This is a genomic window from Methanolobus sp. (assembly GCF_016278385.1).
Taxonomy (GTDB): Archaea; Halobacteriota; Methanosarcinia; order Methanosarcinales; family Methanosarcinaceae; genus Methanolobus.
Genome location: NZ_JADQBY010000015.1, coordinates 16,200 through 28,897, shown reverse-complemented (window position 1 = coordinate 28,897; position 12,698 = coordinate 16,200). Strand labels below are relative to the sequence as shown.

General features: G+C 38.7%; 14 protein-coding genes. 8 read left to right on the top strand and 6 right to left on the bottom strand.

Annotated elements, in window-relative coordinates; genetic code table 11:
• Positions 1–20: 20 nt before the first annotated feature.
• Positions 21–902, bottom strand: coding sequence for a cation diffusion facilitator family transporter (locus QZZ23_RS07180; protein WP_366931326.1), 882 nt, complete (start codon positions 900–902; stop codon positions 21–23).
• Between the two features lie 137 nt (positions 903–1,039).
• On the opposite strand from QZZ23_RS07180, the gene QZZ23_RS07175 reads away from it, so the two are divergent.
• The 5 genes from QZZ23_RS07175 (at position 1,040) to QZZ23_RS07155 (ending at position 4,147) form a co-directional block, all read left to right on the top strand.
• Entirely contained in the window at positions 1,040–1,756 is a 717-nt protein-coding gene (locus QZZ23_RS07175; protein ID WP_292468257.1) for a hypothetical protein, read from the top strand.
• 44 nt (positions 1,757–1,800) lie between these two features.
• A complete protein-coding gene (locus tag QZZ23_RS07170) occupies positions 1,801–2,577 on the top strand; it encodes a carbon monoxide dehydrogenase accessory protein CooC (protein WP_292468255.1) in 777 nt (258 codons plus the stop codon).
• A complete protein-coding gene (locus tag QZZ23_RS07165; RefSeq protein WP_292468253.1) occupies positions 2,574–2,918 on the top strand; it encodes a cupin domain-containing protein in 345 nt (114 codons plus the stop codon). The genes QZZ23_RS07170 and QZZ23_RS07165 overlap by 4 nt, the downstream gene beginning before the upstream one ends.
• A gap of 246 nt (positions 2,919–3,164) precedes the next feature.
• Positions 3,165–3,551, top strand: coding sequence for a histidine kinase dimerization/phospho-acceptor domain-containing protein (locus tag QZZ23_RS07160; protein ID WP_292468251.1), 387 nt, complete (start codon positions 3,165–3,167; stop codon positions 3,549–3,551).
• A gap of 116 nt (positions 3,552–3,667) precedes the next feature.
• Positions 3,668–4,147 carry an ATP-binding protein gene (locus tag QZZ23_RS07155; RefSeq protein WP_292468249.1) on the top strand — a complete coding sequence of 160 codons (480 nt, stop codon included), beginning with the start codon at positions 3,668–3,670 and terminating at the stop codon, positions 4,145–4,147.
• A 118-nt stretch (positions 4,148–4,265) separates the two neighbouring features.
• Here the strand turns inward: QZZ23_RS07155 and QZZ23_RS07150 are convergent, their stop codons facing one another.
• The gene (locus QZZ23_RS07150; RefSeq protein ID WP_292468247.1) at positions 4,266–5,609 is read right to left on the bottom strand and encodes a tripartite tricarboxylate transporter permease; all 1,344 of its coding nucleotides are present in this window, start codon (positions 5,607–5,609) and stop codon (positions 4,266–4,268) included.
• A 147-nt stretch (positions 5,610–5,756) separates the two neighbouring features.
• Between QZZ23_RS07150 and QZZ23_RS07145 the strand changes: the two genes are divergently transcribed.
• The gene (locus QZZ23_RS07145) at positions 5,757–6,677 is read left to right on the top strand and encodes a TIGR00269 family protein (RefSeq protein ID WP_292468245.1); all 921 of its coding nucleotides are present in this window, start codon (positions 5,757–5,759) and stop codon (positions 6,675–6,677) included.
• Here the strand turns inward: QZZ23_RS07145 and QZZ23_RS07140 are convergent.
• Positions 6,671–7,579 carry a hypothetical protein gene (locus QZZ23_RS07140; protein WP_292468243.1) on the bottom strand — a complete coding sequence of 303 codons (909 nt, stop codon included), beginning with the start codon at positions 7,577–7,579 and terminating at the stop codon, positions 6,671–6,673. The two genes, QZZ23_RS07145 and QZZ23_RS07140, sit on opposite strands and share 7 nt — an antisense overlap.
• Before the next feature lie 475 nt (positions 7,580–8,054).
• Here QZZ23_RS07140 and QZZ23_RS07135 point away from each other — a divergent pair, with 475 nt between their 5' ends.
• The gene (locus QZZ23_RS07135; protein WP_292468241.1) at positions 8,055–8,234 is read left to right on the top strand and encodes a PLDc N-terminal domain-containing protein; all 180 of its coding nucleotides are present in this window, start codon (positions 8,055–8,057) and stop codon (positions 8,232–8,234) included.
• 231 nt (positions 8,235–8,465) lie between these two features.
• Here the strand turns inward: QZZ23_RS07135 and QZZ23_RS07130 are convergent, their stop codons facing one another.
• The 3 genes from QZZ23_RS07130 to QZZ23_RS07120 all read right to left on the bottom strand — a co-directional run bounded on the left by QZZ23_RS07130 (position 8,466) and on the right by QZZ23_RS07120 (position 11,931).
• The gene (locus QZZ23_RS07130; protein ID WP_292468239.1) at positions 8,466–10,496 is read right to left on the bottom strand and encodes a sodium-translocating pyrophosphatase; all 2,031 of its coding nucleotides are present in this window, start codon (positions 10,494–10,496) and stop codon (positions 8,466–8,468) included.
• A gap of 206 nt (positions 10,497–10,702) precedes the next feature.
• The gene (locus tag QZZ23_RS07125; RefSeq protein WP_292468237.1) at positions 10,703–11,128 is read right to left on the bottom strand and encodes a hypothetical protein; all 426 of its coding nucleotides are present in this window, start codon (positions 11,126–11,128) and stop codon (positions 10,703–10,705) included.
• Positions 11,129–11,487: 359 nt separating this feature from the next.
• A complete protein-coding gene (locus tag QZZ23_RS07120) occupies positions 11,488–11,931 on the bottom strand; it encodes a hypothetical protein (RefSeq protein ID WP_292468235.1) in 444 nt (147 codons plus the stop codon).
• 380 nt (positions 11,932–12,311) lie between these two features.
• On the opposite strand from QZZ23_RS07120, the gene QZZ23_RS07115 reads away from it, so the two are divergent.
• A complete protein-coding gene (locus QZZ23_RS07115; protein ID WP_292468232.1) occupies positions 12,312–12,455 on the top strand; it encodes a hypothetical protein in 144 nt (47 codons plus the stop codon).
• The last annotated feature ends 243 nt before the right edge of the window (positions 12,456–12,698 follow it).

Below are 12,698 nucleotides of genomic sequence, written 5' to 3'. Positions count from 1 at the left end.
TATAGAGTTCCTGATAATATTTATATGGACCGTGTATGAGCTGGCTCAATGTGCACAAGGACATCCTCTATTCCTTCAAAACTCTCCTTGATACGATACTGGACAATATGGGAAATGGTATGGGATTTGTAGGTACTCATATCAGGATCAACTTCCACATGCAGATCCACATAAACATTTCCGGGTGGTCCACGAGTTCGTATTTTGTGGCAATCTAACACACCCTCAACATTGCGAACCACCTCTGCAATCTCTTCAGTGTCTATCTGGGATTCGTCGGCCAGAATAGATACACTATAGAAAATAATCTCTGCACCTGCATGCAATATAACAAGTGCTATTAGTATTGAAACAGCCGGGTCGATTATAGGATAACCAAGGCGGATTGCTATTAGGCCGATAATAACAGAAAGTGAAACATAAATATCACTTCTCGTATGGGCAGAATCTGCAAGAAGGACTTCACTGTTCAGTTCTTTGCCTTTTTTGCTTTCATAGGTAGTCACTGAATAATTGACCAGCATTGTTACAAGCATCACTACAAAACTTATTGCAGTAACCTCCGGATGATTATTATTTCCAAAGCGCTCAAATGCTGAATGAACTATTTCAAAAGCAACAACAGCCAGTATTACTGCTATCGCAATAGAGGCAAGTGTCTCAAACTTACGATGTCCGTAAGGATGCTCCCTGTCAGGAGGTTTTGCTGCGATCTGAATACCAATTAGACCTACAATATTGGAAACACCGTCAAAAAGAGAATGGAAACCATCTGACTGCATACTGAGTACGTTTGTGTAAAAACCGTAGGCAATCTTGGCAAAAGCCACTGCCAGATTCAGGAAAAGCACATAGACCATTACTTTTCGTATTTGCCTGAAACGGGATTCCATGTCATACATCAATAGGAGTTATTGAACATCAACAATATAAACTATATGATTTTTATATCTAAAAAAAGAAGGGGAACCAACAATCGTTAACAACAAGTGCTTTAATATATATATAAATAGAATCATAGTAGATTCAGGTGATACTTTTGGTTTTGAATATAAAGAATATTTATTTATTAATTTCACTATTATTCATAATTTCCCTGAGTTCTGGATGCCTTGAAACTCCACAGGCAAGTCCCGCAGTTATCGATGATAATGCACTGTTGGCTTATGGATGGTCAGAGGTATCCATCGAAGAAAATTCATTAGAGCAAACAGTTACTGATTCAACAAGTATAGTTCTCAATTCCACGACTGTAAAATATCATAATGATAGACTGAGCGAGGATATAAGTAAACAGGTAAGTGATTTCCAGGAATCTAACAAGCTGCCTCTTTCCATACCAATACCAGAAAACCTGAGCGCACAGATAATCACATACCGCCTGTCTTTGCCCTCCGGAGCTAAACTTCCAACAGGACTTGTATCCAAAATAATGGAAAAGAAGATCGATGAAATAGAGGATGGCAGTGATATTGAAAACCTTCAGGAAAAAACTTCGAGAAACCTTATACTGGCAGACGGGACTGAAACGATGGTGAAGATATTCTCAGCATCAGGTAACTCTACTGATTCGGGAATGAGAATGCTGGGTTTTGTCACTGCATTTGAAAATGAAGATACCAGCACCATTGTTATGGGACTTGTCCCGGATGGGGAATACCGTATTGAAGTCTGGCCGATAAATGACACACTGTTCTCAATAGACGGAGAAAGTGAACTGGATGAAATGCTGGAACTTGTACGTACTATAGAATGAGTGCAACCGGAAGATATAATTCACATAAATTCTCAGTTCTGAGCATGGTTAAAATTGCAGTCACAGGGAAAGGTGGAGTAGGCAAGACAACATTTTCCGGAACTCTTGCAAGAATGCTGGCAAGGGATGGGTATGATGTGCTTGCCATTGATGCCGATGCTGATATGAATCTTGCTTCTTCCTTGGGTATAGAAAAAGCCCCCGCACCACTTACTGACTATCAGGATCTCATTGAAGAGAGAGCAGGAGAAAAGGGAGGCATGTTCAAGTTCAACCCGAAGGTCGATGACATTGTGGATAAGTTCGGTGTTGTTGGCCCTGACAATGTCAAAATGCTCGTTATGGGAACTATAGAGAGAGGCGGAAGTGGCTGCATGTGTCCTGCTTCAGCGTTCTTGAAAGCTTTTTTGCGCCATGTGGTGCTAAAAGATTCCAGTGCTGTGATACTGGATATGGAAGCAGGAATTGAGCATCTTGGAAGAGGAACTACCCGTGGAATAGATCTTATGATAGTGGTTGTTGAACCGGGAATGCGTTCAATTGAAACTGCCCAGAGGATCAAACAACTTTCCGAAGGTATTGATGTAAAACATCTTGCTGCAATTATTAATAAAGGAACTTCCGCAAATATTAAACCAAAACTTGAAGAACTTGGCATTCTCGTACTGGGAGAAATTCCATACGATCCTGATCTTATGGAAGCTGACTTCAATGGACTCGCACCAATTGATGTCGGAGGCAAGTGGGTTGACTCTGTAACTGATATCAAGGATAAGATGCTTGAAATGATAGCAGGTTTTGAGAAAGAAGAAAAAATATGATCTCCATGATGATCAGTACTTCCTGCAAGATGGTAGAAGCCTACATCACAACAGATGGTTCATCCATCAGGAAACTAATACATTCTCTTGTGCATGGTAACGCGGCTCAGAGTCTTGCTGATGCCACGGTACCTGCAGGAAGTACAACACTTTTACATCGACACAAAGTCACAGAAGAGATATATCGCATTTTATCGGGCTGTGGTATGATGACACTTGGGAAAGAATCAATTTTAGTCGAAGAAGGAGAATCCATCTGCATTCACCCCGGAACTCCCCACAATATCAAAAATATAGGAGACGACGAGTTTAGATTGCTCTCCTGTTTATTCACACGATAATACTGAGATACTTGAATGTAAGGTGAAATTGTAGTATCAAATACATTTTCAGAAAACAATCGATTCCTTTTTTCAAGAATTAACTGGATAACTTTCAAATATAGTCATCCAGATAAGTTGTCTCCCCTTCATCTATAGAAATCACAGTATTAGGTGTTCCATCACTAAAACGGAAAGTGTAATAATTTGTTGGAACCACTACATATCAAATTAAGAATGAAACACATATCATGAGATTGGGTGTGGGTGTCAATAAAAGGAAAGGCTACAGAAATTGATGAAAGTGGTAAGCCACATCATCTGATAGGAACACAAGTAGACATCACACCATGGGTGAAAGCAGAAGAAGTTCTTTTGTACGCAAAGGCTGCTGCAGATGAGTCTAACCGCTTGAAAAGTGAGATGCTAAAGAACGTCACTCATGAACTCAGAACGCCGCTAACTGCAGCAATCGGCTTTTCTGATTTGCTGCTCTGTGATGGCAATGAAAAAGATGAAAATACATTTAAAGAGCATATCAAATGCATAAATCAAAGTGGACAGGACCTTCTAACTATAGTCAACCGAATACTCGATTTTACAAATATAGAAAATGGATTTATGGCTCCCTTCAACTGCAATCAATCAATATAGGGGATCTAATATACGAAACAAGGAATGTTCTTTTAACAAAGGCAGCAAAGAAAGACGTTAAAATTACTTCTCAAATTGATCAGGGCATTGAAGATATCGTTGCAGATAGGGAAAAGTTGAAGAACATATTGTATAATCTTGTTGAAAATGCAATCAAGTTCACACACGACGAAGGCTCGATAAATGTAGAAGTAAAAAGAGATAATAACGTCGTCCTGTTTTTAGTACATGATACTGGCATCGGTATAGAAAACGAAAATATCGAAAGGATATTTGAACCGTTTGTACAGATGGACGGATCCATCTCAAGAAAGATTGATGGTACAGGACTTGGTCTGGCTCTGGTTAAAAAACGGATCGAGATGCATGGTGGTCATATCCGGATTGAAAGTGAACTTGGAAAAGGCAGTATTTTTATATTTGAAATACCATTAAATTCAAGTATACCTGTAATAGCAATCACCGCTTCTTATAGAGGAAATGACGACAGGGAATTCTACTTGAAATCCGGTTTTTCAGAATATATATTTAAGCCTATGACTGTTGATAACATGAAAGATATTCTAAGGATATATTTAGAGCCACCTAATCATTAAGCTATATTTTGTAATCACTTTTTATGTATTATCGATAAATCTGTAATGCCTTCAGGGATCCTTATTCTGTTACTACTCCTCACTGCTTGTTTTTATAATGATATCAACCTTGAACAAGCTAGATAAAATACAGGATTACAGGTAGCAATATCACGCCCATTGCATGGCTCTTTTTTATACCCAGAAACGGTGCAAGCATTCCTATGGGAATCGATATGATAAATATCAGCAAACCAAATATTCCTGTTGACAGCAATACCATGACTGCAAGGAAAAAGATAATACTGTAGCAAAGTTTGGGATAATTTATTTTTTCCAGCACATTATGGATGTTATCACCAAGATATATAGTAGAGAAGTATGATAGCAATGATGTCAGTAGTATTGCACACAAAAATAGTAATACAAGTGAAAATTCCAGAGAGATACCGTTCATCAGTTCATTTATAGCTACCATTGCACCACTTCTTGTTTTTCCGATGAATGCAAGTGCCATTAAACCAAATATTGCATTACTTGTATTAACACCTGAAATGGATACAATGAACTCTTTTGACGAGCTCAGAAAAGCCTCATCGTTTTTGTATCCACTTTTTTTGCCCATTTCTTCCTGCTTAACAAAAAGACGGGCAAAGACTGTTGCTATTGATGAAGAAATACCCGGTAGCCATGCTACAATAGAACCACAGATGCTTCCGGTGAATACTCCTCTGATCATCCTTCTTTTTTCAAGGTCCAGTTTTGAATCATATTGTGCAGGAATAACAGGATCTGAGAAAAGACTTACTATAAGCTGAGATGCACCAAAGAGTCCACTTAGCAGTGGCAATAGTATTGACCCCTGCCCCCAGTCAACTAAGGGAACTGACATGTACTCCATCCTGAATGCAAATATGCCTAAAAGACCGCTCATACCAATTAGTAAAATTGCAAAAGCTCTTTTTCTCCATACTTTTTGCCGTCCTTCCCCAGGATAATATTCACCTTTTTCTGTCATGACCATCAAAAGTATCACAAAGATGAGAATATAAGCCATGTTTTCCTGGATGAGAGTATAACTTTTCACAAATATAAGTGAAAGTGGGATAACAGTGAGCATTGATAAAACCACTGAACCCGCACTTCCCAGAGCCGAGAGGCGAACAGCCTGTGGACCATGTCCTTCAAGTAGCAAAGTGTGACCGGGAAGGACTGCCAGTGCCGTATCTTCGCCGGGTGCTCCAAGAAAAATAGATGGAATTATGTCGTGGAACGTATGAGATATGGAATTTGCCAGTATCATGGATGCAACACAGACAACAGGTAATCCTTTTTCTGAAAGAAAAGGAGAGAATGCAAGTAATATCAATGCAAAATTGTTGGTATGGATGCCCGGTACCAGACCTGAGACGACTCCTAAAATATAGCCAGCAAGCACTGATACCAGAAATGTCCACAGGGGAACATCGGTAAGTATACTCATTATCGTTTTCCTTTACGTTTTGCATAAAAATATGTGATTAGTATTTAACTTTTGCTTTTTGATTTTAAAATAAATGTATCGTAATAATTCGTATACTTTAATTTGCCAGGACAAATTTATATATTAAGATTCCATGTCCTTACAGGAATGGATACAAAAACGATTAAATGCAACAAATGTAACAATAACGCCATTATTTTTCAGAAATACTCCGGCATGCACCTGTGCAGAAAGCACTTCATCGAAGACGTTGAACGTAAGATTAAGCTTACAATAAGGAAACATTACAGCGTCAAAAGGAATGAGATAATTGCAGTGGGCCTGAGTGGTGGTAAGGATAGCAGTACCACCCTCCACATATTGCACCAGATATTCGGTAAAAGACCGGATATCGAATTGGTGGGTATTTCCATTGATGAGGGTATCGAAGGATATCGCCCTGATACTATAGAGTCCGCAAAAGAACTGACTGAAAAACTTGGTATAAGGCACATCGTCCGTTCATTTAAGGAAGAATATGATACCACCATGGACGAGATAGCACCGCAACAGAGAGAGAAGGGTGCTTGCAGCTACTGTGGTGTTCTTCGCAAATCATTGCTCAACAAGATTGCACTGGAAGTCGGTGCGACAAAACTGGCTATCGGACATAATCTTGACGACGAAGCACAGACACTTCTTCTGAATCACCTGAAAGGTGATGTTTCACGCATGGTAAGACTTGCTCCTCCCAAAGAACTGGAAGGACTTGTGCTGAGAATGAAACCACTCAGGCATATCCCGGAAAAAGAGGTTGCACTCTATGCTTACCTGCACGACCTTCCATTGGGTTTTGGAGGATGTCCATACGCCCATGAAGCAATGAGAAGAGAAATTAGAGTCATGCTCAACGATTTTGAAGTCCGGCATCCTGGCACAAAATATGCCCTTTTGAGTGGTTTTGATAAGATATCGGGCATTCTTGGACGTGAATTTCCACAGGAAGGACTTTCACAGTGTCGCATATGCGGACAGGCATGTACAGAAGATGTATGCCAGGCCTGCAAACTTCTCAAAAGAAATCAGTAGTCAAGAATGTAGTCATCAAAAGAATAGAGTTTCTTTTCTGTTCTGGTGAGATAAAAACGTGTCAGTAAAACGGTAATCAGTGGCTGTATCACTATTGTACTCAGGATGAATTCAACAAATGACCACGTCTGGGCTACTACATCCACATAAGATGTCGCTTCCCCTATTAGAGTCAGAAATGCACTAATTACGACCACCAGAAGCCACATGATAAAAACTGAAAAGATGTTATGCTTGAAAACAGAGATACCTTTTTCTATTGCACTGATGGGATCAAGACCATCAACTACAAGGGCATAATCCACAAGGAAAAAGATAATACTCAGGCCTATTATGTATAGTGCCCATACCAGCATGCCTATTATCAATGCTGCAACACCTGCAGCCTCACTGTCAGGATTTGACAGGAAAAGACTGATGTCACCTATTGAGATGATACCAGGAACAAGGAATATAAGTCCTGCAATCGCCAGCATGGAGACAAGTATATTTACGAGGAAAAGATTAAGAAAATTATCCCTGCCTGCACGGAACATGTCACTGAGAGTTGTATGTCCTTTTTCTAAAGCTACTTTTGCCATTCCTATGGCTCCGGCCGCAAAGAATGACTGTACAAGCATATAGAGCATGAGAAGAACAATCCCTACAATGATCAACAATAACATACTTTCCGAAAATACACTAGAGAACATGTTCAGCATTTCTTCCGGGGATATACTTTCAGGATCAATATTTTGCTCTGAAATCATTGGAACAATGAATACCAGTGTAAAAACGAGCAGTGCAAAAACAAAGAATGCAATTGCTGTTATCATTTCTAGTATAAAGGGAACACATATATTAAGATTCTTTATCCAGGTATCAAAACCTTTGCTAATAACCGTTCCGATGTCCTCAACCATTATTATAACTCCAGGTATATTGCCTTTCTATGTAGCACTCTTATTTATTTTCATCCCATAAGATAAACATAAGGAAAGAATAATAATGTACCTTGAACTGATCAACTTCAGCAAACGCAGAACAAAATCATAACTTTTAAATACCATAATGTACTTTTCACTTTGTTCTTGCACGGTTGGCTCTTTTCATACACAAAACCCACTCCCACACTAAACCCCACTCCCCAAATTCATTAAACCCAACCACCCGTGCAAAACGTTTTTTCTGATATTCTTGATTTTTAACCTGTTCGTATTAGTTCTTGCAGAAGATTGCCAAGAAGCATGGTTAAACAGAGAATGATGACTGAAATGCTTTTAATTATACTTACCACACAGGTGTATTAGCATAGTGGACTATGATATGTGACATGCAGTTTAAACTCTCAGATAAATATATATGTAGTACAAACTCTATTTTTTAGAGGTGTAAAATATGTCGTTGTTATATAACTTATGGGGATTGCTCACCCTGGTATCTTTTATCTGGGTAATCTACGATATTATGACCCGCAATAAGGGCCTTGAACCAATAAAGAAAGTGCTCTGGATAGTTGTTGCATTTATTTTTGGTATCCTGGGTGCTGTAGCTTACTACTTCCTTGGAAGAAAATAAGGATCTGCAAGCAGATTCTATTTTCTTTTATTTTTAAAGATTCTTTCATCCTGCAACCTTTCTGAAAGAATAAGATGCTAGATTCCGTAGTCCATACTATACTGTACTTTTAGTTTACAAAATAGAATAACACATATTTCTTGATACTGCAGAGTAAAAACTGCAGATGAAGCTACTCAAAAAATAGAAAGGATTTCCGGCAAAAGCCGGAAATAGAATTTGTTATTTGCTTTAGAAGATTCCTGCACCGATGAACAGGGATGCGAACAGGATTGCAACCATATTCACGACCTTGATCAAAGCGTTGAGTGCAGGTCCGGATGTGTCCTTAAATGGGTCACCAACAGTGTCACCAACGACTGCTGCCTTGTGAGCCTCTGAACCTTTTCCACCGTGCTCTCCATCTTCAATAAGCTTCTTTGCATTATCCCATGCTCCACCACCATTATCCATTGTAAGTGCGAGCAAAAGTCCACATACAATGATACCAATGAGAAGGCCACCAAGAGCTGCAGGACCAAGTACAAGTCCAACTACTAGTGGTGTAGCAATAGCAAGGAAACCAGGAATTGCCATTTCACGAATAGCTGCTGCTGTTACGATGTCCACACATTTGCCGTATTCTGGCTTTCCGGTTCCTTCCATGATACCAGGTATCTCACGGAACTGGCGACGAACTTCGTTCACGATCTCAAAGGCTGCTTTACCTACAGCACGCATTGTGATTGCACTGAATACGAATGGAAGTAGTCCACCAATAAATAGACCCACAAGAACTAATGGATCACTAAGACTGAGATCTGCATTACTAAGGTCTACCTTGTGGGTATAATCTGCGAAAAGTGCCAGAGCACCAAGAGCTGCTGAACCTATTGCATATCCCTTTGTAACTGCCTTTGTTGTGTTCCCTACTGCATCGAGCGCATCGGTGATTTTACGGACGTTTGAAGGCATACCAGCCATTTCAGCAATACCACCAGCATTGTCAGTGATAGGACCGTATGAGTCGAGTGCGACTATCATACCTGTGGTTGAAAGCATTGCAGCTGCTGCAATTGCAACACCATAGATACCAAGAGCAGGATTTGCCCCAGGACCTACACCGCCTACAATGAAGTATGAAGCAAGAATACCCATAACAATGATCATCACTGGAAATGCTGTGCTTTCAAAACCAATTGCAAGACCGGATATAACGTTTGTACCAGCACCTGTTTCGGATGCTTTTGCAATTGTCTTCACCGGACGGAAAGATGTTGAAGTGTAATATTCTGTGAATACAACCATGAGCACCATGATGATGATACCAACAATAGCTGCATAGAAGAATTTAATATCACCCATAAGGTAATCTGTTACGAAATAGAAAGCTATGATACTTAAGACTGCAGAAACTGCCACACCTTTGTATAATGCCTTCATGATCTTGCCATCATTTCCAACTTTTACGAAGAAAACGGATATGATGGATGTGAAGATTGCCACTGAACCGAGAATGAGCGGGTAAAGAATTGCGTTTGGAAATGCCTCAAGGACAAATGAACCAAGAAGCATTGATGCGAGAACTGTTACTACATATGTCTCAAAGAGGTCAGCACCCATACCAGCACAGTCACCTACATTGTCACCTACGTTGTCAGCAATTACACCTGCATTACGTGGGTCATCTTCTGGAATTCCAGCTTCGATCTTACCAACAAGATCAGCACCTACATCTGCTGCCTTTGTAAAGATTCCGCCGCCAACTCTTGCAAATAGACTGATAAGACTGGCACCAAAACCAAATCCTATTACAAGATCCACATCACCGTAAAGGATGTAGAAACCACTTGTACCAAGAAGTGCAAGACCGACTACTGCAAGACCTGTTACAGCTCCACCACGGAACGCGACAGACATTGCTTTCTGCAAGCTTTTGGATGCTGCATGTGCTGTTCTTACGTTTGCTCTTACGGAAACGTTCATACCTATATATCCTGCTGCTGCTGAACTTATAGCACCGACAATGAAGCCGAGTGCAACCTTTCCTCCATCTGGAAGGAGAACAAAGATAAGTACAGCGAGAATAATAGCTACTACTGCGATTGTTTTATACTGACGATTCAAATACGCCATTGCACCTTCCTGGATTGCGCCTGATATTTCCTGCATTTTCTCTGAGCCAGCTCCTTCTTTGAGGACACTGCGCGCGAAAATACCGGCGAATATCAAACTAACTAAACCAGCAAGAGGGGCAAGATAAATTAAAAATTCAGATACCATATTAAAACTCCTCTCAATATACTTTATTTAATGATAGATTTTTAGTCAACTTTACCTTTATAATATTCATAAAGTAGTAAATCATTGACAGAATGAGTTACTACATAATTGTAACCACGTCGGGTATAATACAGATATATACTATATAAAAGTAGGGCCGCAAAAGGATGCATATAATATGAATCTATCGATAGAAAAGGTACTTATTATACCCCGCCGCCTATCTGCATGAGCTCAAAATCAATCGAATCGGGTACATCTACCCTGAACACAAAGACATTGTATCGGGATCTTCGTGCATTAGATATAGCATTTTTTTCATCTGATGTCAGACATCCATCTGTGCTTGCTATACATAATGATTTCTTCGTATCCTTGACAAGGAAATCAAAATACTGACCGTAAGCGTTCAGAAACTCTACAAGCTCACTCAGTTCGTTCCAGTTCTCGCACATATGAATGCTTTTTGTGGCAGAGTTGCTCACATACCAGTCTCTAGACATGTATGGGTACTCAGAATACTGATCCCGAAGATCTTCACGTGCCTTGTATATCTTTGAGATATCTGAATTAAGATCAATCCATTTCCATCCCTGTTCAGAGAAATAGCGGGACGCTACTATTGATACCATTCGATCCCTATCTTTGTGATTGAGTTTCATTTTTACACCTGCGCTTATAATGAGGCTTATGGCATTTAATTATATATCTGTAATCATCTGTTAAAATAAAGAAAAATATCAATCTGATTATTAAATTATTACTTATAATCTGGAGGAAATTAGTTTTATCAATTATAAACCTGACACATTGGTTATAATTAAACCCTGAATCTATATTGTATGAGGTACATCATAAAAAGTAAGGTATACACAACTAACTTTCCTTAAACACAAATATTATGTATCACGCACTTAATTTCCTTTATTGAAAATAAGTGTACATATATTCATTTTGAAATCGCTCGGCAAAAATTTAAAATGCATTTATTTTATGTTTCATGGATTAAATATGGTATTGTCTGTGTAGAAGAAATGTTCACGTACACTATAGGCTGAATATCCAATATTTCCTCTTTTGATAAGTTTTCAGTAAACAATTCAATGCTACCATTAACTGATATATTGTACCCTGCTGCGACATTGCTGTTAATCAGTCGAGAAACTGAATCCTGTGATGAAATGATAAATCGACTTTCGGCTAGTAAAGGCTCAACCTTTGTTATATAGATATCATCCTGACCATTATTGTAGAGAGTAAATTCATAGTTATAACGATGAATAGACTGATTCTCATCTGAAGAACCTCCCCATGCACTTCCATCAACAATAAGTAACCCTTCCACAGGTACGGGGCCACACGATAAAGTATCTCCACTCGAACCAATTAAAATTCCCACGAACAGAATCACTAATCCATACAAAACTCTTTCCATCTGAAATTTCCCTCAATAAAGACAATATATCCATCCATATTTCTTATTATTATCTCTGCGTTCAGGAACAAAAACAAATGACAATTAGGGAGGACCGTATTCTCAAAATACGAAAAACTGGTTAGTATGGTACAATAATGAGAGATGATGGTGATTATACAATACTCTCGGTTTGTTAATATATTACATGCATGTATAATATGTAAATCATACATAAGCATCACTATAAAAGATACATATTAATATATTTTGATAGTTCTCCAAGGGATTAACCTAAATATTATAAAACATAATACAATATAAACATAAATATATTTTCTATGCATATAATTCAGATTTTCTGACTAATATAAAGAGAGAATATAAAAACGACCAATATTATGGTTGTAAAAAACAAGGAAGTAGAAAAATGGAATGCTCAAAATGCAACTATAGAAAACATATTCCTTTATATTCCAAATGTGCAGGAATACCAGGAAGGACAAGAGTCGGAACCGCTTATTATTGTGGACATCCGGAAATGATTAATCCTGTGCCAGTTATTCCCGCTAACGAAAGTATACATTTGGACTGTCCAGTTTCAAACACCAGTCTGAATACATCGGAAAATATGCAATATACAGAAGTCACCGGATAATAAAGATCATTTTTGTTCTTGAAAAGGAGAACAGAATTGCTGTCTTGATACGCCCGTGCAGATTTACCAATTCTAATTTTATTTTTGTCAGCAATCCGTTTACCAGGGATTATAAGACAAGTTTTATGCA

What these genes read in the sequence shown, in the direction of transcription:
- QZZ23_RS07180 (WP_366931326.1), bottom strand. Translation starts at nt 902, where the DNA reads ATGTATGACATGGAATCCCGTTTCAGGCAAATACGAAAAGTAATGGTC.
- QZZ23_RS07115 (WP_292468232.1), top strand. Translation starts at nt 12,312, where the DNA reads ATGGTTGTAAAAAACAAGGAAGTAGAAAAATGGAATGCTCAAAATGCA.
- QZZ23_RS07170 (WP_292468255.1), top strand. Translation starts at nt 1,801, where the DNA reads ATGGTTAAAATTGCAGTCACAGGGAAAGGTGGAGTAGGCAAGACAACA.
- QZZ23_RS07145 (WP_292468245.1), top strand. Translation starts at nt 5,757, where the DNA reads ATGGATACAAAAACGATTAAATGCAACAAATGTAACAATAACGCCATT.
- QZZ23_RS07130 (WP_292468239.1), bottom strand. Translation starts at nt 10,496, where the DNA reads ATGGTATCTGAATTTTTAATTTATCTTGCCCCTCTTGCTGGTTTAGTT.
- QZZ23_RS07165 (WP_292468253.1), top strand. Translation starts at nt 2,574, where the DNA reads ATGATCTCCATGATGATCAGTACTTCCTGCAAGATGGTAGAAGCCTAC.
- QZZ23_RS07120 (WP_292468235.1), bottom strand. Translation starts at nt 11,931, where the DNA reads ATGGAAAGAGTTTTGTATGGATTAGTGATTCTGTTCGTGGGAATTTTA.
- QZZ23_RS07135 (WP_292468241.1), top strand. Translation starts at nt 8,055, where the DNA reads ATGTCGTTGTTATATAACTTATGGGGATTGCTCACCCTGGTATCTTTT.
- QZZ23_RS07140 (WP_292468243.1), bottom strand. Translation starts at nt 7,579, where the DNA reads ATGGTTGAGGACATCGGAACGGTTATTAGCAAAGGTTTTGATACCTGG.
- QZZ23_RS07150 (WP_292468247.1), bottom strand. Translation starts at nt 5,609, where the DNA reads ATGAGTATACTTACCGATGTTCCCCTGTGGACATTTCTGGTATCAGTG.
- QZZ23_RS07125 (WP_292468237.1), bottom strand. Translation starts at nt 11,128, where the DNA reads ATGGTATCAATAGTAGCGTCCCGCTATTTCTCTGAACAGGGATGGAAA.